The sequence below is a fragment of the Pseudonocardia cypriaca genome (assembly GCF_006717045.1).
Lineage (GTDB): Bacteria > Actinomycetota > Actinomycetes > Mycobacteriales > Pseudonocardiaceae > Pseudonocardia > Pseudonocardia cypriaca.
This window is the reverse complement of the sequence record NZ_VFPH01000002.1, coordinates 2,461,301-2,486,202: the sequence shown is the minus strand read 5'-3', so window position 1 is coordinate 2,486,202 and position 24,902 is coordinate 2,461,301. Positions and strand designations below refer to the sequence as shown.

General features: G+C 72.8%; 22 protein-coding genes. 15 read left to right on the top strand and 7 right to left on the bottom strand.

Annotated features, from left to right (window positions below):
* The first annotated feature begins 20 nt into the window (after nt 1–20).
* A complete protein-coding gene (locus tag FB388_RS29435; protein ID WP_142105355.1) occupies nt 21–1,292 on the top strand; it encodes a sensor histidine kinase in 1,272 nt (423 codons plus the stop codon).
* 142 nt (nt 1,293–1,434) lie between these two features.
* Here FB388_RS29435 and FB388_RS29430 read toward each other — a convergent pair whose 3' ends face one another.
* Nucleotides 1,435–2,808, bottom strand: a complete 1,374-nt coding sequence (locus FB388_RS29430) for a hypothetical protein (RefSeq protein ID WP_142105354.1) — start codon at nt 2,806–2,808, stop codon at nt 1,435–1,437.
* A 130-nt stretch (nt 2,809–2,938) separates the two neighbouring features.
* On the opposite strand from FB388_RS29430, the gene FB388_RS40960 reads away from it, so the two are divergent.
* The 9 genes from FB388_RS40960 to FB388_RS29385 all read left to right on the top strand — a co-directional run bounded on the left by FB388_RS40960 (nt 2,939) and on the right by FB388_RS29385 (nt 14,475).
* Nucleotides 2,939–3,802 carry an NUDIX domain-containing protein gene (locus FB388_RS40960; RefSeq protein ID WP_281290490.1) on the top strand — a complete coding sequence of 288 codons (864 nt, stop codon included), beginning with the start codon at nt 2,939–2,941 and terminating at the stop codon, nt 3,800–3,802.
* 70 nt (nt 3,803–3,872) lie between these two features.
* Nucleotides 3,873–4,487 carry a type IV toxin-antitoxin system AbiEi family antitoxin domain-containing protein gene (locus tag FB388_RS29420; protein WP_142105353.1) on the top strand — a complete coding sequence of 205 codons (615 nt, stop codon included), beginning with the start codon at nt 3,873–3,875 and terminating at the stop codon, nt 4,485–4,487.
* Nucleotides 4,488–4,540: 53 nt separating this feature from the next.
* A complete protein-coding gene (typA, locus tag FB388_RS29415) occupies nt 4,541–6,469 on the top strand; it encodes a translational GTPase TypA (protein WP_142105352.1) in 1,929 nt (642 codons plus the stop codon).
* 34 nt (nt 6,470–6,503) lie between these two features.
* Nucleotides 6,504–8,327: an ABC transporter substrate-binding protein gene (locus FB388_RS29410; protein ID WP_211362262.1), complete on the top strand. Its 1,824-nt coding sequence runs from the start codon at nt 6,504–6,506 to the stop codon at nt 8,325–8,327.
* Nucleotides 8,328–8,546: 219 nt separating this feature from the next.
* Nucleotides 8,547–10,298, top strand: coding sequence for an ABC transporter family substrate-binding protein (locus tag FB388_RS29405; protein ID WP_142105351.1), 1,752 nt, complete (start codon nt 8,547–8,549; stop codon nt 10,296–10,298).
* 98 nt (nt 10,299–10,396) lie between these two features.
* Nucleotides 10,397–11,377 (top strand): ABC transporter permease, encoded by a 981-nt coding sequence (locus FB388_RS29400; RefSeq protein WP_142105350.1) that lies wholly within the window; start codon nt 10,397–10,399, stop codon nt 11,375–11,377.
* A complete protein-coding gene (locus tag FB388_RS29395; protein WP_142105349.1) occupies nt 11,370–12,308 on the top strand; it encodes an ABC transporter permease in 939 nt (312 codons plus the stop codon). Before FB388_RS29400 ends, FB388_RS29395 begins: the two co-directional genes overlap by 8 nt.
* Entirely contained in the window at nt 12,305–13,447 is a 1,143-nt protein-coding gene (locus FB388_RS29390; protein ID WP_142105348.1) for an ABC transporter ATP-binding protein, read from the top strand. Before FB388_RS29395 ends, FB388_RS29390 begins: the two co-directional genes overlap by 4 nt.
* Complete coding sequence (locus FB388_RS29385; RefSeq protein WP_142105347.1) at nt 13,444–14,475, top strand: ABC transporter ATP-binding protein; 1,032 nt, start codon at nt 13,444–13,446, stop codon at nt 14,473–14,475. Before FB388_RS29390 ends, FB388_RS29385 begins: the two co-directional genes overlap by 4 nt.
* Before the next feature lie 16 nt (nt 14,476–14,491).
* On the opposite strand, the gene FB388_RS29380 is transcribed toward FB388_RS29385, so the two are convergent.
* From FB388_RS29380 to FB388_RS29360, 5 genes are read right to left on the bottom strand one after another with little or no spacing between them, the layout of a single operon-like run.
* Complete coding sequence (locus FB388_RS29380) at nt 14,492–15,496, bottom strand: ABC transporter ATP-binding protein (protein WP_142105346.1); 1,005 nt, start codon at nt 15,494–15,496, stop codon at nt 14,492–14,494.
* A 34-nt stretch (nt 15,497–15,530) separates the two neighbouring features.
* Nucleotides 15,531–16,514, bottom strand: a complete 984-nt coding sequence (locus FB388_RS29375; protein ID WP_142105345.1) for an ABC transporter ATP-binding protein — start codon at nt 16,512–16,514, stop codon at nt 15,531–15,533.
* Complete coding sequence (locus FB388_RS29370; protein WP_142105344.1) at nt 16,514–17,419, bottom strand: ABC transporter permease; 906 nt, start codon at nt 17,417–17,419, stop codon at nt 16,514–16,516. Before FB388_RS29370 ends, FB388_RS29375 begins: the two co-directional genes overlap by 1 nt.
* Nucleotides 17,412–18,338, bottom strand: a complete 927-nt coding sequence (locus FB388_RS29365) for an ABC transporter permease (protein ID WP_142105343.1) — start codon at nt 18,336–18,338, stop codon at nt 17,412–17,414. Before FB388_RS29365 ends, FB388_RS29370 begins: the two co-directional genes overlap by 8 nt.
* Nucleotides 18,338–19,987: a peptide ABC transporter substrate-binding protein gene (locus tag FB388_RS29360; RefSeq protein ID WP_142105342.1), complete on the bottom strand. Its 1,650-nt coding sequence runs from the start codon at nt 19,985–19,987 to the stop codon at nt 18,338–18,340. Before FB388_RS29360 ends, FB388_RS29365 begins: the two co-directional genes overlap by 1 nt.
* Before the next feature lie 173 nt (nt 19,988–20,160).
* Between FB388_RS29360 and mshB the strand changes: the two genes are divergently transcribed.
* The 3 genes from mshB to FB388_RS29345 are packed head-to-tail and all read left to right on the top strand — an operon-like array spanning nt 20,161 to nt 22,217.
* Nucleotides 20,161–21,033, top strand: coding sequence for an N-acetyl-1-D-myo-inositol-2-amino-2-deoxy-alpha-D-glucopyranoside deacetylase (mshB, locus tag FB388_RS29355; protein ID WP_142106374.1), 873 nt, complete (start codon nt 20,161–20,163; stop codon nt 21,031–21,033).
* Nucleotides 21,026–21,460 (top strand): hypothetical protein, encoded by a 435-nt coding sequence (locus tag FB388_RS29350; protein ID WP_246122494.1) that lies wholly within the window; start codon nt 21,026–21,028, stop codon nt 21,458–21,460. The genes mshB and FB388_RS29350 overlap by 8 nt, the downstream gene beginning before the upstream one ends.
* The gene (locus FB388_RS29345; protein WP_142105341.1) at nt 21,453–22,217 is read left to right on the top strand and encodes a hypothetical protein; all 765 of its coding nucleotides are present in this window, start codon (nt 21,453–21,455) and stop codon (nt 22,215–22,217) included. The genes FB388_RS29350 and FB388_RS29345 overlap by 8 nt, the downstream gene beginning before the upstream one ends.
* A 137-nt stretch (nt 22,218–22,354) precedes the next feature.
* Here FB388_RS29345 and FB388_RS29340 read toward each other — a convergent pair whose 3' ends face one another.
* Nucleotides 22,355–23,311 carry a GNAT family N-acetyltransferase gene (locus tag FB388_RS29340; protein ID WP_246122492.1) on the bottom strand — a complete coding sequence of 319 codons (957 nt, stop codon included), beginning with the start codon at nt 23,309–23,311 and terminating at the stop codon, nt 22,355–22,357.
* Nucleotides 23,312–23,425: 114 nt separating this feature from the next.
* Between FB388_RS29340 and fdxA the strand changes: the two genes are divergently transcribed.
* Both fdxA and dapC read left to right on the top strand, forming a co-directional pair.
* Entirely contained in the window at nt 23,426–23,752 is a 327-nt protein-coding gene (gene fdxA / locus FB388_RS29335) for a ferredoxin (protein ID WP_142105339.1), read from the top strand.
* Nucleotides 23,749–24,831: a succinyldiaminopimelate transaminase gene (gene dapC, locus FB388_RS29330; RefSeq protein WP_142105338.1), complete on the top strand. Its 1,083-nt coding sequence runs from the start codon at nt 23,749–23,751 to the stop codon at nt 24,829–24,831. The genes fdxA and dapC overlap by 4 nt, the downstream gene beginning before the upstream one ends.
* Nucleotides 24,832–24,902 lie beyond the last annotated feature (71 nt).

The window sequence follows — 24,902 nt, the reverse complement described above, 5'->3', positions numbered from 1 at the left end:
GGTGCGTCGCACTGTTCGGCATGCTCGCGCTGAGCCGGCTCGGCGTCAGCCTGCTCTACGAGACGATGCTCGGCGCGGCCGACGCCGAGCTGCGCACCGACGCCCGCGCCGTCGCCGAGCAGCTGGCCGCCGGGACCCCGCCCGCCCAGGTCCGGCGGTTCGAGCTGCGGGTCGTTGACATGTCCGGGGTGCCCGTCGACGGTGGCCCGGCGCTGCCGCTGCGGCCCGACCAGACCCGCGCGCTCGCGGCGGGCGACCCGTTCGTCGTCGGGGACTTCAGGGAGCTGCGCCGCTGGCTCGCCGTCCCCGCCGTGATGCCGGACGGCTCACCGCGGCTCGTCGTCGTGACGTCCGACCTGGTGGGCGGCGCCATCCTGCTGGCGAACGCGGCCGTCGGGTTCGTCCTCGGCGCGCTGATCGTGGCCATCGTCGTCGCGCTAGCGGCCTGGGCGGCCACCCGGGCCGCGCTGCGTCCCGTCGATCGGATGCGCGTCGCGGCGGCGGCGCTCCCACCCGGTGAGCGCCTGCCGGTGCCGCTGGCGCAGGACGAGCTGCGCGCGCTCGCCGAGGAGTTCAACGCCCTGCTCGCCCGGCGCGACGAGGCGGTGGCCCGGCTCGAGCGGTTCACCGGCGACGCCGCCCACGAGCTGCGCTCCCCGGTGGCCGCGATCCGGGCCCAGGCGGAGGTCGCCGTCGCCCACCCGGACCCGGACCTCACCGACGAGACGTTGCGCGCCGTCGTCGACGAGGCCACGCGGCTCACCACGATGCTCTCCGACCTGCTCGCACTGGCCCGTGCCGACGCGGGGCAGCGCCCGCCCGCCAAACCGGTCGACCTCGTGGCCGCCGCGCAGGCCGCGATCGACCGGGCCGGGGGCGGGTCCCGGTGCAACCGCCTCGACGATCCGGTCCTGCAGCTCGTGGCGCCCACCCCCGCCGAGGTCGGCGCCAGCCCGTCGGAGGTGGCGCTGGTGCTGGACAACCTCATCACCAACGCGCGCCGCTACGCCCGTTCGCTCGTGCGGATCAGCATCCTGCCGGCGGGCCGGGTGGTCCGGCTGCTGGTCGAGGACGACGGGCCGGGCATCCCGGCCGCCGACCGCGAGCGGATCTTCGACCGGTTCGTGCGGCTCTCCCCCGAGGCAGGAGCCGGGGGCGGGGCCGGCCTCGGGCTGGCACTGGTCGCGGCCCTCGTGCACGGCCGCGGTGGCGTGGTCTCCGCAGGCGCGACGCCCACCGGCGGCGGGCGCATCGAGGTGCGCTGGCCCGCGCTGAGCAGCCGGACGACGTAGCTGCCGGCCGCTGTGCCGGACTCACGGCGCCGCCCCGCCCGACTCGCCGTGCCGAGGTGTCGGACCCGCCGTGTTCGGGCTGGACTCCGCCCGACACCCGCGAGTCCGACGTCCTGCTCGGCGACCCCGGCGTTCCGGCGCCTCAGGGGTAGCGGCGCGGCGGTGCGACCTGCTGGTCCTGCTCCTCGGCCGGGATGCGGGAGGGTCCGGGCACGTCCGAGCTCTCCAGGTCGCGCGGCGGGATCCGCATCGGCTGTGCCCGGGGGGTGTCTGTGATGAGCCCCAGTTCGGCCAGCCCGGACCGCGGCTGCTCGAGCGCGGACCCGGCGTCCACGTGGCGCACCAGCTCGGGGCTCGCCAGCTGGGCGACCGGGATCGAGCCGGGCTGGACCGGCCATCCCGGCGGCACCGCGAGCGCGGGGAGCACGGGCGGGGGGAGGGGTTGCTCGGCCTCGTGCCGGCCGCCGGGCTCCGCGCCGGCCATCGCCGGGGCCGCCGGGGACTCGGCTTGGGCGGGGGCCGACCCGGGCGAATCTCCATCGACCGGCTGTGCCGCTTGCTGGGGCGCCGCCTGCTGGGATGCGGCCTGCTCGGGTGCCGGCTGCTGGCTCGGTGGTTGCTGGGCGGGCGTGTGCTGGGCCGCCGGCGTCGAGCGCTGGCCGGAACCGTTCGCGGAGCCCGCATCACCGCCGCCTGCGGCGCGACCCTCGGGAATGGCCCGGTCGAGCAGCTGACGGCTCGTGTCGAGCTGGGCGGCGAGGTGCAGCCGCAGCCTCTGCAGGTCGTCGACCTCGCGCTGGGCGTCCTCGACGGTCTGCCGCACCGCCTCCTTCGCGTCGACGAGGGCGGCGCGGGCCTGCTCGTCGGCGTCCTCGATGACGCGGCGGGCGCTGCGCATCGCCTCCGTCTGCAGCTTCGCCAGCTGCGCCATCGCCTCCCGGCAGCGGAGCGCGAGGATCTGGCGGAACTCCTCCTCGGCCGCGGCGCGCCGGGCGGCGGCCTCCTCGTCGAGGCGGGTGCGCTCGGCGGCGGCCTCGCGGCGCATCCGCTCGAGCTCCTCCTCGTCGCGGGGGCCGCGCAGCTCCGCCTCGTCGAAGCCGAAGCCGCCCAGGTCGCCCGCCTCGGCGCCGACGGCGGCGATGATCTCGGCGGCGTGGGCGGCGGCATGGGCGGACGCGTCGGCCCGCAGGGTGGTGAACTCCTCCTTGGCGAGGCGCAGCATCACCTGCAGGCGTTCGTTCATGCTGTCGATCGTGTCCGGAGGGCCTGCCAGCGCCCGCAGCTCCGTGCGCAGGCGCTCGATCTCGGCGTGCGCCGAGCCCAGCTCCTTGCGGCACGCCGCGAGCTGCTGACCGAGTTGGGAAGCCTGCTCGGCGGCGGCGGCGCGGTCGGCGGCGAGGATCGTCATCTCGGCGTCGACCCGGCTGAGGTGGTACGCCACCTGATCCGGGTCGTAACCGCGGCGTACTACGGCGAACGCGGGGGTGGCGATCGGCGGCTGCTCGGCTGGAGCCATGTGGATCACGGTACGAGCGGGGTGCGGCAGCGGTCGCCAGTCCCACGGCTATTTCACCTGGTCGTGGCGAGGTGAGGTCGCGATGTCGCCCCCCGCAGTGATCTTCGGCGGTCGCTGACACGATCGGGAGGTGCCCGTACTGCGGTCAACCGTGCTGATCGACGCCCCGCGGCGCACCGTCGCGGGGCTGTTGCGCGACGCCGAGGTGTCGGCGGAGGCGATGCGCCGCTGCGGTCACCGGTTCGCGATGGCCGGCCGGCTGGTGTGCCTCGGCGAGACCGTCCGGATCCAGGTGCGCCTGGCCCCCGGGGTCCGGGTGCCGCTGCGCACGCGGATCACGGCCGTGTCGCATTCGGGGCTGGAGTCGGTGCTGGTCTCCGGGCCGCTGCGCGCCTTGCGGCACCGCTCCACCCTCACGGAGACCGCAGCGGGCACTCTCCTGCTCGACGAGCTGAGCTGGACGTCACCGCTGGGCCCGCTCGGGCGCCTCGGCGACGTGGTGCTCGGGCGCAGCCTCGTGCTGCGGCTGCTGGCCGCGCGCGCGGATGCGCTGGTCGAGCGGGCGGCGGAGGTCACCGCCCGGCCGGTGGTCGTCGCCACCGCCCTGCTGCGCGACGGGGCCGTGCTCGCCGCCCAGCGCACCCGGCCCCCCGAGCTCGCGGGACGCTGGGAGCTGCCGGGTGGGCGTGTGGAGCGGGGGGAGACCGAGTCCGACGCCGTCGTCCGTGAGCTGCGGGAGGAGCTGGGTGCCGAGGTCCGCGCCACCGGTCGGCTCGGCACGGACCTGCCGCTCGCCGACGTCCTGCTTCGCGTGCACACCGCCGAGCTGGCCCCGGGCAGCCCCGAGCCGGAGCCGCTCGAGCACGCGGCGCTGCAGTGGGTCGACGCGGCCGGTGTGCCCGAGCTCGACTGGGTGCCCGCCGACCGCGCGGTGGCCGCCGACCTGGTGGCCCTGCTCCGGGATGAGGCCCCCGGCTGCTCCGGGGTCCGCTGAGCCCCGGCGCGGCCGTTCGCAACCGTGAACGAGGTGGAACCGGGCGGCTACCGGTTCCGTCCATGCCGGCATGCGTTTGGAGCCCCTCCTCTCCCGGCAGGCCGGTGTGATCTCCCGCGAGCAGGCGCTGCGGAGCGGTCTCGGTGCGGCGGAGGTCGACCGGTTGGTGCGGACGCGGCGCTGGCGGCCCCTGCACCCGCGCGTCTACCTCGTGACGGGGTACGAACCCGGCGACGAGGCGCGGGCCCGGGCGGCCGTGCTGTGGGCGGGTGCCGGCTCGGTGCTGTCGGGGGCCGCGGCCGCGTGGTGGCACGGGCTGCTCGCCGAAGCGCCACCGACGCTGGGGGTGATCGCCGCGACGCGCCGGCCGGCGCGGCCGGGCGTCGCCGTGCGGTGCGGGCGGCTCCACGCAGCCGACCGCGCCGAGCGCCGCGGCCTTCCGGTCACCGCCGTCGGGCTCACCGTGCTGGAGGCCGCCGCGGAGCTCGGCGGACCGGCGGGCGAGCTGCTGCTCCGGCGCGCCCTGCCGGAGATCGGCTGGGCCGAGGTGCTCGCCGCACACCGGCGCAACCCCACGCTCGCCGGCAAGGCGCTCCTGTCGGCAGCCGCCTCCCGAGCTTGCGCGCAGCGTGATCTCCACCACCTCTGCGCCCGGATCGGGCCCTCCACCGGGAGGTGGAGGTGAGGCTGTCCTCACTCCCAGCGCAGGGGTGGCGGTGCGGCGGGCTACCGTGAAGTGTGAGCACAGCAGCATCCACCCTCGCGGCCCCCGCGCAGCGGTCCGGCGCGTCCCGCGAACCGGGCGGCCGGCTGCGGAACGTCGCCATCGTCGCGCACGTCGACCACGGCAAGACCACCCTCGTCGACGCCATGCTCCGCGCCTCCGGCGCGTTCGGCGAGCGCGCCGCCGTGGTCGACCGGATCATGGACTCCGGCGACCTGGAGCGTGAGAAGGGCATCACGATCCTCGCCAAGCACACGGCGATCGACTGGCACGGCATGACGCTGAACGTCGTCGACACGCCGGGTCACGCCGACTTCGGCGGCGAGGTCGAGCGCGGCCTGTCCATGGTCGACGGCGTCGTGCTGCTCGTCGACGCGAGCGAGGGTCCGCTCCCGCAGACGCGCTTCGTGCTGCGCAAGACCCTCGCCGCAGGCCTGCCGGTCGTCCTGGTGGTCAACAAGACCGACCGGCCGGACGCCCGCTGCGCCGAGGTCGTCGACGAGAGCCTCGAGCTGCTCCTGGAGCTGGCCGACGAGCTGGAGCTCGACGAGGACACCACCGGCCAGCTGCTCGACCTGCCCGTCGTCTACGCGAGCGGTCGCGCCGGGCGCGCCTCCCGCACCCGCCCCGCCGACGGTGACCTGCCTGTCGACCCCGGTCTCGAGGCGCTGTTCGACGTGATCGCCGAGACCGTGCCGCCGCCCGCCGACGACCCGGACGCGCCTCTGCAGGCCCACGTCACCAACCTCGACGCCACGAGCTTCCTCGGCCGCATCGCGCTGTGCCGGGTCCGGGCGGGCGTGATCCGCAGGGGCCAGCAGGTCGCGTGGTGCCAGGCCGACGGGTCGACCACCCGGGTCAAGATCACCGAGCTGCTGCGCACCGAGGCCCTCGAGCGCGTGCCCGCCGAGTCGGCGAGCGCGGGCGACCTCGTGGCCGTGGCCGGCATCGCCGACGTCATGATCGGCGACACCCTCGCCGACCCCGAGAACCCGGTGCCGCTCCCGCGCATCCACGTCGACGAGCCGGCGATCGCCGTCACGGTCGGGATCAACACCTCACCGCTCGTCGGGCGCGACGAGCACCCGGGCACCAAGCTCACCGCCCGCCAGGTGAAGGGCCGTCTCGACGCCGAGCTGGTCGGCAACGTGTCGCTGCGCGTGCTGCCCACCGAGCGCCCTGACGCGTGGGAGGTGCAGGGCCGCGGCGAGCTGGCCCTCGCCGTGCTCGTGGAGACCATGCGCCGGGAGGGCTTCGAGCTCACCGTCGGCAAGCCGGAGGTCGTCACGCGCATGATCGACGGCAGGCTGCACGAGCCGTTCGAGCAGCTGTCGGTCGACGTGCCCACTGAGCACCTCGGTGCCGTCACGCAGCTGGTGGCGGCGCGCAAGGGCGAGCTGGGGCAGATGGTCCACGGCGAGTCCCGGGTGCGGATGGACTACCGGGTGCCCGCGCGCGGGCTGATCGGGTTCCGCACCGAGTTCCTCACGATCACGCGCGGCGCGGGCATCGCGAGCCACGTCTTCGACGGCTACGGCCCCTGGGTGGGCGAGCTGCGCACCCGCCAGCGCGGTTCCCTGGTGTCCGACCGCTCGGGGCCGGTCACCGCGTACGCGGTCGACCAGCTCGCCGACCGAGGCGTGCTGTTCGTCGGGCCGGGCACCCAGGTCTACAACGGCATGGTGATCGGCGAGTACACGCGCAACGAGGACCTCGAGGTCAACATCACGCGCGAGAAGAAGCTCACCAACATGCGCTCGTCCACCGGCGACGAGCTGGTGAAGCTGACGCCGCCCACCGTGCTCAACCTGGAGCAGGCGCTGGAGTTCTGCGCCACCGACGAGTGCGTCGAGGTCACGCCGGAGTCGGTGCGGATCCGCAAGGTCGAGCTGGACTCGCACACCCGTGCGCGGCAGCGGGCCAGGGCGCGCAACCCCCGCTGATCGAACGCGACGGGCCCTCCATACGGTGGAGGGCATGAGGATGCGGGTGTCGGGCTGTGCCGCGCTGGTCCTGGCGCTCGTCGTGGCGCTGGCGGCCTGCTCGAACGAGCCGGTCCCGCCGCCACCGCCCGCACCGATCCCCACCCCGCAGTCCGAGCCCACGCGGCTCGTGGTGGGGGTGGACGACATGGGGGCGGGCTTCAACCCGCACCTGATCGCCCACCAGTCGCCGGTCACCACGGCGCTCGCCACGCTCGTGCTCCCGTCGGTGTTCCGCCCCGACGCGGACGGCACGATGCGCCTCGACCCGACGATCGCGACGAGCGCCGAGGTCACGGCCACCGAGCCCTTCACGGTGAGCTACGAGCTCAACCTGGAGGCCTCCTGGTCGACGAACGCGCCGATCGCCGCCGAGGACTTCGTCTACCTCTGGGAGCAGATGCGCAGCCAGCCGGGCGTCACCGACGCCGCCGGCTACCAGCTCATCACCCAGGTGCGGTCGCGGGCCGGCGGCAAGGCGGTCGACGTCGTGTTCTCCCACCCCTACCCGGCGTGGCAGCACCTGTTCTCCGACCTCCTGCCCGCGCACATCCTCAAGGACGCCCCCGGCTCGTGGACGGGTGCGCTCACCGACGGCGTTCCCGCGTCCGGCGGGCCGTTCCGGGTGACCGCGGTCGACCGGGCCCGCGGGGAGGTCATGCTCGCCCGCAACGACCTGTACTGGGACACCCCGACCGTGCTCGACCAGCTCCTGCTCCGCAGGTTCGGGCCGCAGGAGCTGGCTCCCGCGCTGGCCGCGGGGGACGTCGACGTGGCCCTTCCGGAAGCCGAGCCGACGATCCGCACCGCGCTCGGCGGTCTGCAACCGGCCCCCGAGCTGCAGCTGGCGCCGAAGCCGATCGTCACGCAGCTCGGGATGCGCGCCGACGGCGGGCCGCTGGCGGACGCCAGGGTCCGGCGCGGGATCGCGATGCTGCTCGACCGGGAGGCGATCCGCACCGCGGTGGCCCCCGAGTCGCTGGCCGCCGACGCGTTCGGCCTCGCGCCGTCGCAGCCGGGGTACGCGTCGACCGCACCGCCGGACGCGCCGCTGCGCCACGACCCGGCCGCCGCGGCCCAGCTGCTCGCGAGCGCCGGCTGGAGCCGGGATCTCACGACGGGCCGGTGGGCGGTCGCGGGCGGTCCGGTGTCCCTCGTGATCGGAGCCGCGAACGAGCGGCTGGAGGACGTCGACGTGGCCCGCGCCGTCGCGGAGCAGCTCGACGCCGCGGGCATCGAGGTCACACTGGTCGGCCCGTCGGCCGTTGACCTGTTCGGGCAGGCCGCGGTGCCCGCGGTCCCGCCGAGCCCGAGCCCGACGCCCTCGCCGACGGCCCAGCCGGAAGCCCCGGTCACCACCCCGGCCCAGCCGGCGCAGACCCCGGGTGCTCCACCCACCACGCCGACGACGCCGGCCACCACGACGTCGGCGCTGCCCGCCACGCCGGGCGGCGTGGAGGTCGACCTGATGGTGCTACCGCGCACCGTCGGCGGCGACCTGGGCAGCGAGCTCGCCTCCGACTACGGCTGCCCCGCCCCCACCGCGCTGGTGCCCGAGCCGCCGCGCCCGCCCGCGGGGTTCTGCTTCCCGGCACTGCGCCCCGCGCTGGACGAGCTCGTGTCGGCCAGCCCTCGCCCGGAGACGGCGGGCGCCGTCGAACAGGTGCTGTGGGCGCAGCTGCCGTTCCTCCCGCTGTTCCAGCCCGTGAACCTCGTGGTGAGCACCCCGGCGGGCGAGGCCGCGACGGGCATCGGGCCGGGACCGCTCGCGTCCGGACCGGTGACCGGGGCCCAGAGGTGGCGCGCCCCGGCGCGGTGACCGCGGAGTAAGTTACCGCGAGGTAATGGAATGTTGTCGCTCAGTACGGCTCTGGTCACCCTTTGGTCACGATCGAGTGGCGGCGGATGACGGGCGCAGACGCGCTTCCTACCGTGCCCTGGGTCGGTGCGCCGGTTCGTGACATGGGCCGGGCTTCGCCGAGCTGGTGACGGGGACGCCCGATCGGGGTGGTCCAGCAGAGAGAGGTCAGGAAGACCGATGAGGAGATCGAGGGCTGCATCGCTCGCCGCGGTCGCGGCGGTGGCGACACTGGTGCTCGCGGCCTGCGGCGGGGGCGGCGGCGAGGATGGCGACGCCTCGGAGGGCGGGGTCTACCAGGACTGCAAGGCCAGCCCGACCACCTGCAACGCGGTGCCGGCCGCGCAGCTGCAGCAGGGTGGCTCGCTCACGTTCGCGATCGAGAAGAACCTCCCGAACTGGAACCTGAACTCCTCGGAGGGCAACGTCTTCGAGACCGGTCTGGCGGTCAAGACGTTCCTGCCCTGGACCTTCACCACCACGCCGGACCTCAAGCAGGTGCTCAACGAGAACCTCCTCGTCTCGGCCGAGCAGACCAGCACGAACCCGCAGACGATCGTCTACAAGATCAAGCCAGAGGCGGTCTGGAGCGACGGCACACCGATCACCGCCGACGACTTCGTCTTCCAGTGGAAGACGATGAACGGCAAGGACTGCCCGGAGTGCGCCGCGGCCCAGAATGCGGGCTACAACCAGATCTCCTCCCTCACCGGCTCGGACGGCGGCAAGACCGTCACGCTGGTGTTCGCCACGCCGTACGCCGACTGGAAGAACCTCTTCGCGTCGGGCACGCCGCTGTACCCGGCGCACATCGCTGCGCAGCAAGGTGACCTGAACACCCCCGCAGGCCTGGCGGCCGCGTGGAAGTGGTTCGGCGCCACCGTGCCGACCTACAGCGGCGGGCCCTTCCAGGTGTCGAACTGGCAGGACAACGTCGCGCTGACCCTCACGCCCAACCCGAAGTGGTACGGCGCGACGAAGCCCCCGCTGCAGCAGCTGATCATGCGCGTGATCACGGAGGCGTCGCAGGAGCCGGTGGCGCTGCAGAACGACGAGGTGCAGGTCATCTACCCGCAGCCGCAGGTCGACCTCGTCCAGCAGGTGCAGAACATCCCTGGCGTGTCGCAGTTCCAGGGGCTCGGGCTCACCTGGGAGCACCTCGACCTGAACCTGGCCAACGAGTACCTGGCCGACGAGCCGCTGCGCGATGCCATCTTCGCGGCCACGAACGTCCAGTCGATCATCGACTCGACCGTCGGCCAGTTCAACGAGGACGTCACGCCGCTCAAGAGCCACATGTTCGTGCCGGGCATCGACGGCTACGAGGACTACCTGCCGCCCGAGCAGGGCAGCGGCAACGTCGAGGCCGCCCGCAAGATCCTCAGCGATGCCGGCTACACGAACGTGGCCGAGGGCCAGCAGCTGACGAGGCCGGACGGCCGCGCCGTGCCGCCGCTGCGCATCCGCTACACCGTCGGCAACGCGATCCGGCAGACCACCGTGGAGCTCATCCAGGCGCAGGTGCGCCCGCTGGGCATCACCCTGGACATCGTGCCCACCGACGACCTCGGCGGCACCACCAGCAGCGGTGACTACGACCTGATCGTCTTCGCCTGGGTGCAGACGCCCGCGTCGTTCAGCAACGCCGAGCAGACCTGGAACAGCACCTCGTCCAGCAACTACGGCAAGTACAACAACCCCGAGGTCGACCGCCTGATGCACGAGGCGGCCACCTCGACCGACCTCGCCGCGGCCCGCGACACGCTCAACGAGGCCGGCCGGATCCTCGCCGAGGACTCCTACGTGCTGCCGCTGTACCAGAAGCCGACGATCATCGCGGCCCAGGACGACGTGGCGAACGTCCGGAACAACTCCTCGCTCGACGGCCCCACCTACAACGTCGAGGAATGGGGCCTGCGCCCGGCAGGCTGAGTTCCCACTCCCGGGGTGGCCGCGCTTCCGCAGCGGCCACCCCGAGGGCGGCGTAGCCTCCCGAAAACGGGCCGAACCGACCATCCGGAAGATCCCCCATGCTTGCCTTCGCCGTGCGGCGGATCGCGGTGTCGCTCCCGATCCTGCTGATCTCGACGTTCATCGTCTTCATGCTCGCGTCGCTGTCGGGGAACCCGCTGTCGCCGCTGCTGACGCGCAACCCGCCCCCGCCGCCCGAGACGATCGCTCTCGAGGCCGAGCGGCTGCGCCTGGACCATCCGCTGCTCGAGCGGTACTGGATGTGGCTCACCGGGCTCTTCCGGGGTGACTTCGGGCCGTCGGTCCAGTCGAACCTGAACATCGGCTCCGAGGTCGCGGGCCGGTTCATGGTCACGATCCGCCTGATCGCCGTCGCGATGATCCTCGCGCTCGTGCTCGCCGTCGTGATCGGCGTGATCAGCGCGGTGAAGCAGTACTCGAAGACCGACTACACGGCCACCTTCCTCGGCTTCCTGTTCCTCGCGATGCCGGCGTTCTGGCTCGCGATCCTGCTCAAGCAGGCGGGGATCGACTTCAACAACGCCGTCGACGAGCAGGTCGTCTACACGATCGGCGACGCGTCGGTGCCACTACCGGAGGGCTTCGGGGCCCAGGTCGCCGACATCGCCGGGCACATGATCCTGCCCACGATCTCGCTGGCCCTGATCTCGTACGCCGCGTGGAGCCGCTACCAGCGCTCCGCGATGCTCGAGGTGATGAACAGCGACTACGTGCGGCTGGCCAGGGCGAAGGGCCTGTCGCGGCGGCGCGTCATGGTCAAGCACGCCCTGCGCAACGCGCTGATCCCGCTCACCACGGTCACGGCACTCGACCTGGCCTCGATCATCAGCGGCGCCGTGCTCACCGAGGCCGTGTTCCAGTGGCGCGGGATGGGCGACCTGCTGCTCAACGCCATCCACAGCGACGACGTGTACGTGGTAATGGCGTGGCTGCTGGTCACCGCCACTGTGGTGATCGTGTTCAACCTGCTGGCCGACCTGCTCTACGCCGTCCTCGACCCCAGGATCCGCTATGCCTGAGCCCGTAGCGCCCGAGACGCCGGTGGCGGCGCCGGAGACCGGGCCCGGCACCCGGGCTCCCGACCGCGAGTTCACCATCGCGGAGCGCAGCCAGTTCCAGCTCGTGCTGCGCCGGTTCATGCAGCACCGGCTCGCCGTGGGCAGCCTCGTCGTGCTCGTGCTGCTGGTCCTGCTGGCCTACGTCGGCGGCGCGCTGTGGAAGTACGACTTCGGCCAGTTCACCCCGGACAAGTCCGACGCGCCGTCGCTCGACCACCCGTTCGGCACCGATGCCGCCGGCAAGGACCAGTTCGCGCAGGTGCTGCGCGGCACCCAGATCTCGCTGCAGATCGCCGTGCTGGTGGCGCTCTTCTCCACGGTCGTCGGCACGGTGTGGGGTGCGGTCGCCGGGTACTTCGGCGGGGTCGTCGACACGATCCTCATGCGGGTCTCCGACCTCGTCCTCACGCTGCCGCTGCTGGCGGTCGCGGCCATGCTGGCGCACAACTTCGGCGGCTCGTGGTGGCTCATCTCGGTGGTCATCGCCGGGCTGTACTGGGCGTACGTCTCCCGGGTGGCCAGGGGCGTCGTGCTGTCGCTGCGGGAGAAGGAGTTCATCGAGGCGGCGAAGGCACTGGGCGCGAGCGACGCGCGGATCATCTTCCGGCACCTGGTGCCCAACGCGCTCGGATCGATCATCGTCAACGCCACGGTCCTCGTGGCGCTCGCGATCCTGCTGGAGACGTCGCTGTCCTACCTGGGCTTCGGGGTGCGCCCGCCGGACACGTCGCTCGGCATCCTCGTCAGCGAGGCGCAGACGGCGCTCACCACGCGGCCGTGGCTGTTCTACTTCCCCGGCCTGTTCATCATCCTGATCGCCCTGACCATCAACTTCATCGGCGACGGCCTGCGGGACGCGCTCGACCCGCAGCAGACGAAGGTGCGCGCATGACCCCGCCCGAGGAGGACCTGCTGGCGGTGGCCCAGACCGAGGGCGAGGTCGCGCGAGCGTCCCGCGACGTCGTCCTGGAGGTCGACGGGCTCACCGTCGGGTTCCCCACCGACGACGGGCTGGTCCAGGCCGTGCGCGGCGTGAGCTACCAGCTGCGCCGGGGTGAGGTGCTCGGCATCGTCGGCGAGTCGGGCTCGGGGAAGTCGGTCACGTCGATGGCCGTGATGGGGCTCCTGCCCGGCACGGCACGGGTGGCCGGCTCCGTGCGGTTCGGCGGAAAGGAGCTGGTCGGCGCCCCGGACGCGGAGCTGGCGAAGGTCCGCGGCCGGCGCATCGCGATGATCTTCCAGGACCCGATGACGTCGCTGAACCCGGTGTACACGATCGGCTACCAGATCGCGGAGGCGGTGCGCGCCCACCACGACGTGAGCAAGGACGCGGCGTTGAAGCGGGCCGCGGAGCTGCTGGAGATCGTGCGCATCCCCAACGCGAAGGCGCGGCTGGCCAGCTACCCGCACGAGCTCTCGGGCGGCATGCGGCAACGGGTCGTGATCGCGATCGCGATGGCGAACGACCCCGACGTGATCATCGCCGACGAGCCGACCACGGCGCTCGACGTCACCGTGCAGGCGCAGATCCTGGACGCGCTCGACACCGCCCGCGAGGAGACCGGCGCCGCCATGGTGCTGATCACCCACGACCTCGGCGTGATCGCCGGGCGGGCCGACCGCGTCCTCGTGATGTACGCGGGCAAGCTCGTGGAGAGCGGCAGCGCCGAGGACGTCTTCTACACCCCGCGCATGCCGTACGCCCTCGGGCTGCTGGGCAGCCTCCCGCGGCTCGACCGCCCGTCCGAGCGGCTCACCCCGATCCCCGGCGCACCGCCGTCGCTGGTCAACATGCCGTCCGGGTGCCCGTTCACCCCACGATGCCCGCTGGCCCGGGGGATTTGCGACGAGGTGGAGCCTTCGCTGGAGCCCACCACCAGCCCGGACCACACGGCCGCGTGCCACTTCTCCGAGGAGCTCGTGGGAGCCGAGGCGGGGCAGCTGTTCGGCACGAGGGTCGCCGACACCGCGGCGCTCGCGGAGTTCGTGCGCGAGACTGCCGACCTCGAACCCCAGGACGACCTGTCATGACTGCAGCCCCCGTCGCCGCACCGCCGGTGCTGAGCGTCCGCAACCTCGTCAAGCACTTCCCGGTGCGCTCCCGCGGCCTGCTGCGCCGCCAGGTCGGGGAGGTGCACGCCGTCTGCGGTGTCTCGTTCGACCTCGCGGAGCGCGAGACCCTCGGCCTCGTCGGTGAGTCGGGGTGCGGCAAGAGCACCACCGCCCGCGTGCTGCTGAACCTGCAGCCCGCCACCTCGGGCGAGGTGTTCTACCAGGGCCGCGAGCTCACGTCGCTCTCGCGATCGCAGATGCGAGCGCTGCGTCGCGACCTGCAGATCGTGTTCCAGGACCCGTACGCGTCGCTCGACCCGCGGATGCCGGTCAACGAGATCATCGCCGAGCCGCTGCGCATCCACGGCCTCTACGGCGACGAGGGCCGCACCGTCGTGCGCGACCTGCTGCGCACGGTCGGGCTCAAGCCGGAGCACGGCAACCGGTTCCCCCACGAGTTCTCCGGCGGCCAGCGCCAGCGCATCGGCGTCGCGCGGGCGCTCGCGCTGCGCCCCAAGGTCCTTGTGCTCGACGAGCCGGTGTCCGCGCTGGACGTCTCCATCCAGGCCGGCGTGCTGAACCTGCTCGACGAGCTGCAGTCCGAGCTGGGCCTGTCCTACCTGTTCGTCTCGCACGACCTGTCGGTGGTGCGCCACATCGCCGACCGCATCGCTGTGATGTACCTGGGCACGATCGTCGAGACGGGCACGTCCCAGGAGCTGTTCGAGGGCCCGGCCCACCCCTACACGCAGGCGCTGATCTCCGCGATCCCGTTGCCCGACCCGCGCAAGGAACGGGCCCGCGAGCGGATCACCGTGGTCGGCGACGTGCCCAGCCCGGCCGATCCGCCGAGCGGCTGCCGCTTCCGCACCCGCTGCCCGAAGTTCGCGAACGAGCTGACGGAGTCCGAACGCACGGCCTGCATCGAGCAGCCGCCGGAGCTGGTCGACCGGGGTCACGGCCACCCGGCGGCCTGCCACTACGCGGAGCGCAGGGCCCTCCTGTAAGTGCCCTGCCGTCCGCTCAGGTCGACGGGAGCAGGTGCTGTTCCTCCGCGTGGTGGCAGGCGCTCGAGTGGTGGCCGCCCGCCCGGACGACAAGGGCCGGTTCCTCGTCCGCGCAGATCTCAGTTGCCTTCCAGCACCGCGTGCGGAAGCGGCAGCCGCTGGGCGGGTTCACCGGGCTCGGGACGTCGCCTGTGAGCCGGATCCGGGCGCGCGCGGCTCGTACGGCCGGGTCGGGCACCGGGACCGCCGACAGCAGCGCCTGCGTGTACGGGTGGGACGGGCGGTTGTAGATCTCGTACTCCGGCCCGATCTCGACGATCTTGCCCAGGTACATGACGGCCACCCGGTCCGACAGGTGGCGCACGACGGACAGGTCGTGGGCGATGAACAGGTAGGAGAGCCCGAACTCGCGCTGCAGATCGCCCAGCAGGTTCATCACCTGGGCCTGGATCGACACGTCGAGCGCGGACACCGGCTCGTCGCAGATGATGATCTCCGGTTTGAGGGCGAGCGCGCGGGCGATCCCGATCCGCTGGCGCTGGCCGCCGGAGAACTGGTGCGGGTAGCGGTTGATGTGCTCGGGGTTGAGCCCGACGACGTCGAGCAGCTCCTGCACCTTCTTGCGGCGCGCGCCCTTCGGGGCGACGTCGGGGTGGATGTCGAACGGCTCGCCGACGATGTCGCCCACGGTCATGCGGGGGTTCAGCGACGTGTACGGGTCCTGCAGCACGATCTGGATCGACCGGCGGAGCGCCTGCAGCGCCTTCCCCCGTTTCGCGAAGACGTCCTCCCCGTGGAACCGGACCCGCCCCGACGTGGGCGGCTCCAGCCGCATCAGCACCTGCGCCAGCGTCGACTTCCCGCAGCCGGACTCGCCGACCACGCCGAGCGTCTCGCCCCTGCGCAGCTCGAACGACAGGCCGTCGACCGCCCGCACCTGCCCCACGGTGCGCTTGAACAGGATCCCCACCTGCACGGGGAAGTGCTTGACGAGGTCCTCGACCTCGAGGATCGCTGTCATGACCCCGCCTCCGCGGGCCCGGGTACCTGGGCGGTCATCGCGCCACCAGCTCCTCGGCGAACAGGCACGCGGACGACCGCCCGCCGGGCAGGATCTCGAGCGGCGGGACCGCCTCCGTGCACACGTCGGCGGCCATCGGGCAGCGCGGGTGGAACGGGCATCCGGGCGGGATGCGGGTGAGGCTGGGCGGCAGCCCGCGGATGGCCTTCAGCGCCGTGCCCTTCGTGTCGATGCGCGGGATCGACTCCAGGAGCGACCGGGTGTACGGGTGGCACGGGTTGGCGTAGAGGGAGTGCACGTCCGCGTGCTCGACGATCCGGCCCGCGTACATCACCGCGATCCGGTCGGCCACCTCCGCGACCACGCCCAGGTCGTGCGTGATGAGGATCAGGCCCATGTGCCGTTCGGCCTGGATCTCGGCGAGCAGGTCCATGATCTGGGCCTGCACGGTGACGTCGAGCGCCGTGGTGGGCTCGTCCGCGATGAGGACGTCCGGGTCGAGGGCGAGCGACATCGCGATCATGACGCGCTGCCGCATCCCGCCCGAGAACTGGTGCGGGTGGTCGCGCACCCGCTGCCGGGCGGCCGGGATGCCGACCAGGTCCAGCAGCTCGACGGCGCGCTTCTCGGCGTCGCGGCGGCTCATCCCACGCCTGGTGCGCAGCTGTTCGCCGATCTGGAACCCGACGGTGAACACCGGGTTCAGCGCTGAGAGCGCGTCCTGGAAGACCATCGCGATGTGCTCGCCGCGCAGCTCCCGGCGCCGCGAGTCCGTTGCGCCGAGCAGCTCCTCCCCGCGGTAGCGCACCGCGCCGCCGGTGACGACCGCAGGCGGCATCGGCAGGATCCCCATGATCGTGTTGGCCGTGACGCTCTTGCCCGAACCGGACTCGCCGAGCACGGCGAGGGTCTCCCCGGCGTCCACGTGGTAGTCGACGCCGTTGAGCACGTGCGCCACCCCGTCGCGGGTGCGGAACTCCACCCGGAGGCCATCCACCTCCAGCAACGGACTCGACATCAGCGGCCCTTCGGGTCGAACGCCTCGCGGACCGCGTCGCCCAGCATCACGAAGGCGAGCACCGTGACGGCGAGGAACGCGGCCGGGAACAGCAGCAGGAACGGTGCGACGCGCAGGTAGTCCCGCGCCTCGCTGATCATCACGCCCCACGACACGACGGGCTCGCGCAGCCCGATGCCGAGGAACGACAGCGTGGCCTCGATGCCGATGAAGGCGCCGAGCGCGATCGTGGCGTACACCAGCACGGGAGCGAGGCAGTTCGGCAGCATGTGGCGCCAGATCACCCGTGCCGGGCTCGCGCCGAGCGCGCGGGCGGCGCGGACGTAGTCCTGGTCGCGGGCCGCGATCGCCGCCGACCGCGTGATGCGCATCGACACCGGCCACGAGAGCGCGCCCATCGTCAGCACCACGAGCGCGGTGATCCCGACGGCCCCCTCCCCGACGGTCTCGCGGAAGCTGGAGAGGATCACGATCGCACCGAGCACGAACGGTAGGCCGAAGATGATGTCGGTGAGCCGGGAGACCAGGTTGTCGAGCCATCCTCCGTAGTAGCCGGCGACCATGCCGAGCGCGCCGCCGACGAGCACGGTGAACGTCGTGGCGAGCACCCCGACGACGATCGACACGCGGGTGCCGTAGATCGCGCGGGCGAACACGTCGCGGCCGAGCAGGTCGTAGCCGAACCAGGCCTGCGCCGACGGCGGCTGCCGGCTGCGGGCGAGGTCGCCCGCGTTCGGATCGACTGAGGTGAACAGCTGGGGGAAGGCCGAGAGCACCAGCAGTAACGCGATGAGCGCCACCGAGATCAGGAACAGCGGGCGCCTGCGCAGGTCGTGCCATGCGTCCGAGACGAGGCTGCGTGCCCGGTCCGGCCCGGCGGCAGCCAGCACGCTGGGGTCAGACATAGCGGATCCTCGGGTCGAGAACGGCGTAGACCACGTCCACCAGCAGGTTCATCAACAGGTAGATGATCACGAGCAGGACGACCACCCCCGTGACGGTGGCGCCTTCCCGCAGGGCGATCGAACGGAAGATCAGCCCACCGATGCCGCGGATGTTGAAGATTCCCTCGGTGACGATCGCGCCGCTCATGAGCGAGCCCAGGTCGACACCGAGGAAGGTGACGACCGGGATCAGCGAGTTGCGCAGCAGGTGCACGCCGACCACCCGGCGCGGTTCGAGGCCCTTCGCCACCGCGGTGCGGACGTAGTCGGAGCGCCGGTTCTCCGCGATGGAGGTCCGGGTCAGGCGGGTGACGTAGGCCATCGACAGGCTGGCGAGCACGAAGCCGGGCACGATCAGCTCCCCGAAGCTCGCGTCGGCCGAGACCGTCGGGGCGATGATCCCGAGCCGCAGGCCCAGCACGGTCTGCAGGACGTAGCCGGTGACGAACACCGGGATTGAGATCAGGAAGAGGGTCGAGACCAGCACGACGTTGTCGAGGAAGCCACCGGAGCGCAGGCCGGTGAGGACACCGGCGACCACCCCGATGACGGCCTCGATCAGCAGCGCGACGATCGCCAGCCGCAGCGTGACCGGGTAGGCGGCCGCGATCAGCTGGCCGACCGACGTCCCGGAGAACGTCTGGCCGAAGTCGCCCTGCAGCAGGTTGCCGACGTAGCGCAGGTACTGCCCGACGACGTTCTCGTCGAGGTGGAACTCCTCGCGCATCCGGGCGACGTAGGCGTCGGGGCAGGCCCGCTCGCCGCACTTGCCGGCGAACGGGTCGCCCGGCAACGCCCAGACGAGCAGGTAGATGAGGAAGGTCGTCCCGACGAAGACCGGTACGAGCTGGAGGAGCCTTCGGAGGACGTAGCGCCCCACTAGTTGTCCGAGACCGTGACGCTCTCCAGGTCGAGCTCGCGGAACGGCGTGACCGTGACGTTCTGGAGCCGCTCCGACCAGCCCGCCTGGAACGACTGGAAGTACACCGGGATCGCGGGCATGTCCTGGATGATCATGCGCTCGGCCTCCTGGTAGAGCGCGTTGCCCTCCTCGACGGACGGGGCCGCGTCCGCGCGGGCGAGGAGCTCGTCGACGGCCGGGCTGGAGTACTCGCCGTCATTGGTCGACCCGCCGGTGCGGTACAGCGGGTTGAGGAAGTTCTCGATCGACGGGTAGTCCGCCACCCAGCTGGTGCGGTACAGCCGGCTCAGCTGCCGCGCGTTGATCGCCGAGCGGTGCTCGCCGAACGTGGGCACCGGCACGAACGTGCACTGCACGCCGAGCGCGTTGCTGATCGAGACGCAGGTGGCCTGGATCCACTCGGCGTTGCCGGAGTCGGCGTTCGAGGTCAGCTCGATCGGGCCCTGGAACCCGCTGGCCTGGAACATCTGCCGCGCGCGATCAGGCTGGTACGTGCACAGCTCGCCGCACTGGTTCGGGATGCGGCCGGGCACGTCGGGCGCGACGAGCCCGTCGGCGGGGGGCCGGGTGCCGCCGAAGATCCGCTGGTTGATCTGCTCCCGGTCGATGGCCATCGAGATGGCCTGCCGCAGCTGCGGGTTCTGGTAGCGCGCGTCGTAAAGCGGGAAGCCGAGGCGCTGCACGCCGAGGAAGGTCCGCGACACGCTGCGGTCGGCGAGGTCGGTCTGGTAGAGGTTGCCGGCCAGCCCGGACGGCGGGATGACCTCGATGAAGTCGAGGTTGTTCGCCACGACGTCGGCGTAGGCCGCCTCGGCGGACTCGTAGAAGCGGAACTCCACCCCGGCCACGCTCGGCTTGGGCGCGCCGGGCCACTGCTCGTAGCGCTCGACGACGACGTTGACACCCGGCTGGCGGGAGACGAAGCGGAACGGCCCGTTGCCGATAGGCACTGCCTCGAACGCCGCCCGGTCGGTGAAGAACAGCTCGGGGAGCGGCGCGAACGCCCGGTAACCCAGGATGGTCGGGAACACCACGAACGGCGCGGACAGGGTCACCTCGAAGGTCCGGTCGTCCACCACCCGCAGGCCGGACATCTCCTGCGCGGCCGGCTGCGGCGCCGTCTGCGGGCCCGCGGTGCCGTCCGGGTCCTCGGTGTGGACCTGGTCGTAGCCCTGGATCTTGGAGAAGAAGGAGGCGTTCTGCTGGCCGTTGGGGGAGTACGCGGTGTAGTTCCACGAGCGGACGAAGCTCTGCGCGGTGACCGGCGAGCCGTCGTGGAACGTCCAGCCGTCCTTCAGCCGGATCGTGTACACCCGCGAGTCGGTGGTGTCGATCGACTCCGCCACCATGTTGGCGGGCTGTGCCGTCACCGGGTCGTACTCGACGAGCGAGCTGAACAGCGCGTCGATGACCTTGCCGCCACCGGTCTCGTTCGTGTTGCCGGGCACGAGCGGGTTCTCCGGCTCCGTGCCGTTCACGGTGATGGTGGCGCCGCTCGGGGTCGCCGCGCCCCCACCCGGCTCGCCGCCACCTCCGCCGCACGCGGTGGTCACCAGGGCGATGGACAGCAACCCGGCCGTCCAGGCAGCTGCTCGTCGTGCGCGCATGTCCCCCCAATCCGCCGAACGGCGGACGCGGGTGACGCGTCCGTCGCAGTTCGGGTGATGTTGGGGACGGACAGTATCCGGCCGGATCGTGTCCGTTGACCTCCTCGAGATCACAAATGGGTTGCGTGCACGGTTCGATGCCACCGGCACCTCGCACGTAGAGTGCGATCGTGATGCCACCCCCGGCCCGGCGGAGGCTGCTCCTCGTGCACGCCCACCCCGACGACGAGACGCTCTCCACGGGCGGCACGATCGCGCACTACGCGGCCGCCCCGGACACGTCCGTCACGCTCGTCACCTGCACGCTCGGGGAGCAGGGCGAGGTGATCCCGGCCGAGCTCGCGGAGCTCGCACCCGAGCGGGGCGACCAGCTCGGCGGCTACCGCGCCGGTGAGCTCGCCGCCGCGTGTGCCGCGCTGGGCGTCCGCGACCACCGCTACCTCGGTGGGATCGGCCGCTGGCGCGACTCGGGGATGGCACTCGCCGGTCACGGGGTGCGCGCGGCCATGCCGGAGCGGCTGCACCCGCGCGCACTCGCCCGGCCGGACGCGTTCGACGAGCAGGTCGACCAGCTCGTGGCCGTGCTGGAGGAGGTGCGCCCGCAGGTCGTCGTCACCTACGGGCCCGACGGCGGGTACGGCCACCCCGACCACGTGCGCGCGCACGGGATCACTGCCGCCGCCGTGCGCCGGGTACCCGCGCGGATGTTCTGCACGGTCGTCGGCCGGTCCACCCTCGACGCCGGGCTCTCGAAGCTGGCCGGCCGCGACGGCCTGCCGTTCCGGGTGCCCGAGCCGGACGAGCTGCCAAGCGTGCCGGACGAGACGATCCGCGTACGCGTCGACGTCACCGGACAGCGCGCGGCGCGCGTCGCGGCCATGCGTGCGCACGCCACCCAGGTGGCGGTGTGGTCGGATGACGAGGTCACGGCGTTCGCGGTGAGCAACTTCGTCGCGCAGCCCCTCCTCGACGTCGAGGAGTACGTACCCGCCGACGGGGCAGGCGCCGCGGCGGGCGACCTGTTCCAGGAGACCGTGGATGCCTGAGAAGACCGTGGACGACACCGCCGAGGAGATCCTGGCCCCGGACCCGCAGCAGCCGCTCGTGCCCGACAGCGTGCTGCTCGCGCTCCTCGTCGCCGACGGGCTGCTGCTCGGGGCGTTCGGGCTGATGTTCACCCCGCTTTACACGAACGGCATCCCGGTGCCGATGGGCGTCGTCCTGTCGATCCTGGTGCTGCCGTGGCTCGTACGACAGGCCGGTGAGATCGACACGCGTCCCGCGGTGGCAGGGGCACCGCTCATCGCGTGGGGGGCGGTCGTCTGCGTGCTCGGGCTCTTCGGCCCGGGCGGCGACGTGATGCTGCTGGCCGACTGGCAGTCGCTCGCGCTCCCGGTCGGCGGGATCGGCGCCGGACTGTGGGGACTGCGAGCGGTGACGGAGCGGGAGTACCGCGGGAGCAGCGGTGGGTGACGCCATCCCGGACGCGGTGATCGTCGCGCTCCTCCGGCCGTTCGTCCGGGCCACCCGTCCCGTGCTCGACGGGCTGCGGGATGCCGACCCGTTCGGCCTCCGGTCCCGGGCGGCGGGCGGCGAGGAGCTGCCCGCCGAGGAGCGGGGACTGCAGGACAAGGTGCTCGACGCGCTGGCCTCCGTCGAGGTCCCGGGCACGGCCGCGTGGGCGGCGATGGACGTGCCGGCCCGTACGCGCTGGTGGGTGCGCCGGGTCGGCCGCTTCACCACGCTGATCGCCGCGGTGCCCGGGCTGGGCGGCGCGCTCGCGAACCGGCTTCCCGTCTCGAAGGCCGTCGGCGCGGCCGGGCAGGGCCTGCTGCTGGTGGCCATCGCGGGCGAGCACGGCGTCCGCGACGAGGACGAGCTGGTCAACCTGCTCGGGGCGGTGCTCTTCCGCCGCGAGCTCGCCGTGTCGGCGGCCACCGGCACCGAGGACGCGGCGGCAGACGCCCGCGCGGCCGAGCTCACCGGGGACCTCGCGAAGCACTCCACCACCCCCACCATGACCAAGGTCGGACGGGCGGTGTGGCGGCTGGGCCGCGCACTCTTCGCGGTGGAGGACGAGCTCGACAAGCGCCCGCACGGCAACCTCCTGCACGAGGGCCTCGGCATGCTCCCGGTGGTCGGGGCGGTGGGGAAGTACCTCGGCGAGTGGTCCGGACTGAAGAAGGCGGCCCGCGAGGCCGAGAAGCGGCTCGCGAACCGCGGTCACTGACGCGCTTGGTTTCGGGCGCACGGGTTGTGCGGTGGCGCGGGGCGTCGACGGGCCTCCGCCTCTGGGCCTCCGGTTACTGGTCGGTCCACGCGACCCGTCGATGGGTCGCGTCAGCGTCGAAGGACTGCGTCGCAGGGTCAGGTGGGCGGCACCAGGTAGCGGTAGCGGTGGTGCTCGACGTAGCCGAGGCGGTCGTAGAGCGCCCTCGCTCCGTCGTTCTTCAGAGCCACCTGCAGAACCGCCCACCTCGCTCCGCGCTCGCGGCCCCATGACCCGGCGGCGGTGAGCAGGGCGGTGGCGTGGCCGCGCCTGCGGGCCGCGGGCACGACCTCGAGCATCGAGATGTGCACGTGGTCGTCGACGACGGTGGCGCGCACCTGCCCGAGAACTGCGCCGTCCGGGTCGCGGAGCACGCCGAACGCGGAGTCCGGCGCGCCCGCGAGCACCTGGTGCTGTGCCGGTGTTGGTGGCCCGCCGACGGCGAGCTGCCACCACTCGTCCGACGGGCCGGAGGGCAGCTCGATGTGCGCACCGAGCGGCGGTTCGGCATCCGCGACCGGCGCCACCAGCACCGACACCTCTGCGCCCTTCGCGTGGCCGACGTCCAGCACCCAGCCCTCGGCCGCCACGGCGCGGTCCCACGGCGAGCCGACCGGCACCTGGACGCGGGCCGGCACGCCGTGCTCCCGGGCGAAGCGGCGCACCCCGTCGAGGGCCGACGGCATCGGCAGGCCGGGGTCGCCCAGCGCGAGGGCGCCGTTGGCGCGCCCGGTGTAGCCACCCGCGGCGCGCAGGCGCCACGCCCCCAGCGGCCGGTCGACTTGGGCGGGCCAGGCGTCGGCGCACAGCCCTTCGAGGCGGACGATCGCGGCGAGCGGCGCGCGCCGCGGCGGTGCGGGCGGGACGGCACGCACCGCGACGACGGCGGAGCGCTCGACGCGCACCGGCCCCCGCCGGGTGTGCACCACCACGGCACCCGAGCCCTCCGCGGAGAGCTCGCCGACCGCGTCGGTGAAGAGCGGCCGGCCGTCGCGGTCGCCGATGCGGTGGCGCAGCGCCACCCGCGCACCGACCAGCTCTTCCGGGATCTCCACGCCACCCATCGTGCGGGGTCCTACGGCGGGACTCACACCTGCCCCGGCTCCCACAGCGGGTGGAGCGCGATACATACTGGGTAAGTTCCTGTTCGCCCGCGTGGAGGACCACCCGTGACGTATGTGATCGCCGAGCCCTGCGTCGACCTGCTCGACAAGGCGTGCATCGAAGAGTGCCCGGTGGACTGCATCTACGAGGGCGGGCGGATGCTCTACATCCACCCCGACGAGTGCGTCGACTGCGGTGCTTGTGAGCCGGTCTGCCCCGTCGAGGCGATCTACTACGAGGACGACGTCCCCGAGCAGTGGGCCGCCTACACCAAGGCCAACGTCGACTTCTTCGACGAGCTGGGCTCGCCCGGCGGTGCCTCCAAGGTCGGCAAGATCAACCGGGACGTCGAGCCCGCTCTGAGCCTGCCGCCCCAGCAGCACGACGAGTGAGGTTCTCCCTCCCGGACTTCCCCTGGGACAGCCTCGCCGAGGACAAGGCGCTCGCTGCCGCCCATCCCGGCGGGATCGTCGACCTGTCCGTCGGCACCCCGGTGGACCCCGTTCCCGCCGTCGTGCGCGCCGCGCTCGCCGGCCCGGCCGCCGACGTCCCGGGCTACCCGACCACCCACGGTCCCGCATCGCTGCGCGAGTCGATCGCGGGTTCGCTCGACCGCCGGTTCGGTGTCACGGTCGACCCGGTCGCGGTGCTGCCGACCATCGGGTCGAAGGAGCTCGTCGCCTGGCTGCCCACCCTGCTCGGGCTCGGCGCCGAGCAGACGGTCGTCATCCCGGAGCTCGCCTACCCCACCTACGAGGTCGGGGTCCGGCTCGCCGGGGCGCAGCTCGTCCGGTCCGACTCCACCGCTGCCCTCGGGCCGCGCCGCGTCGCGCTGGTGTGGCTGAACTCGCCGTCGAACCCGACGGGCCGGGTGCTGCCGGCCGAGCACCTGCGCAAGGTCGTCGACTGGGCGCGCGAGCGGGGTGCCGTCGTCGCCTCCGACGAGTGCTACCTGTCCCTTTCCGACGGCGCCCCCTCGGTGCTGCACCCGGACGTCTGCGGCGGCTCGCACGAGGGGCTGCTCGCCGTCCACTCGATGTCGAAGTCCTCCAGCCTCGCCGGCTACCGGGCCGGGTTCGTCACCGGCGACCCCCGGCTCGTCGCCGACCTGCTCGAGGTGCGCAAGCACGCGGGGATGATCGTGCCGCGGCCCGTGCAGGCGGCGATGGAGGCGGCCGCGTCGGACGACGCGCACGTCGCCGAGCAGGTGCAGGTCTACGCCCGGCGCCGGGTGCGGCTGCGCGCCGCGTTGGAGGCGGCCGCCTACCGGATCGAACACTCCGAGGCGGGCCTCTACCTCTGGGCCACGGCAGGCGAACCGGGCCGCGCGACGGTCCGCCGGCTGGCCGAGGCCGGAATCCTGGTGGCCCCGGGCGACTTCTACGGCCCGCTCGGTGCCCGGCACGTTCGGGTGGCCCTCACGGCCACGGACGAGCGGATCGAGGCCGCGGTGGAGCGCCTGAAGGCCTGAGAGTGCGCCACCGGCGTGTCAGCAAAGCCACTTTCACGACGCCAGGCGTCAGCAAAGCCACTTTGCTGACG

Excerpts from the sequence above, each read along its gene's own strand:
- FB388_RS29435 (WP_142105355.1), top strand. The coding sequence starts at position 21 with ATGCTCGCGCTGAGCCGGCTCGGCGTCAGCCTGCTCTACGAGACGATG.
- FB388_RS29430 (WP_142105354.1), bottom strand. The coding sequence starts at position 2,808 with ATGGCTCCAGCCGAGCAGCCGCCGATCGCCACCCCCGCGTTCGCCGTA.
- FB388_RS29420 (WP_142105353.1), top strand. The coding sequence starts at position 3,873 with ATGCGTTTGGAGCCCCTCCTCTCCCGGCAGGCCGGTGTGATCTCCCGC.
- FB388_RS29410 (WP_211362262.1), top strand. The coding sequence starts at position 6,504 with ATGAGGATGCGGGTGTCGGGCTGTGCCGCGCTGGTCCTGGCGCTCGTC.
- FB388_RS29405 (WP_142105351.1), top strand. The coding sequence starts at position 8,547 with ATGAGGAGATCGAGGGCTGCATCGCTCGCCGCGGTCGCGGCGGTGGCG.
- FB388_RS29400 (WP_142105350.1), top strand. The coding sequence starts at position 10,397 with ATGCTTGCCTTCGCCGTGCGGCGGATCGCGGTGTCGCTCCCGATCCTG.
- FB388_RS29395 (WP_142105349.1), top strand. The coding sequence starts at position 11,370 with ATGCCTGAGCCCGTAGCGCCCGAGACGCCGGTGGCGGCGCCGGAGACC.
- FB388_RS29390 (WP_142105348.1), top strand. The coding sequence starts at position 12,305 with ATGACCCCGCCCGAGGAGGACCTGCTGGCGGTGGCCCAGACCGAGGGC.
- FB388_RS29385 (WP_142105347.1), top strand. The coding sequence starts at position 13,444 with ATGACTGCAGCCCCCGTCGCCGCACCGCCGGTGCTGAGCGTCCGCAAC.
- FB388_RS29380 (WP_142105346.1), bottom strand. The coding sequence starts at position 15,496 with ATGACAGCGATCCTCGAGGTCGAGGACCTCGTCAAGCACTTCCCCGTG.
- FB388_RS29375 (WP_142105345.1), bottom strand. The coding sequence starts at position 16,514 with ATGTCGAGTCCGTTGCTGGAGGTGGATGGCCTCCGGGTGGAGTTCCGC.
- FB388_RS29370 (WP_142105344.1), bottom strand. The coding sequence starts at position 17,419 with ATGTCTGACCCCAGCGTGCTGGCTGCCGCCGGGCCGGACCGGGCACGC.
- FB388_RS29360 (WP_142105342.1), bottom strand. The coding sequence starts at position 19,987 with ATGCGCGCACGACGAGCAGCTGCCTGGACGGCCGGGTTGCTGTCCATC.
- mshB (WP_142106374.1), top strand. The coding sequence starts at position 20,161 with ATGCCACCCCCGGCCCGGCGGAGGCTGCTCCTCGTGCACGCCCACCCC.
- FB388_RS29350 (WP_246122494.1), top strand. The coding sequence starts at position 21,026 with ATGCCTGAGAAGACCGTGGACGACACCGCCGAGGAGATCCTGGCCCCG.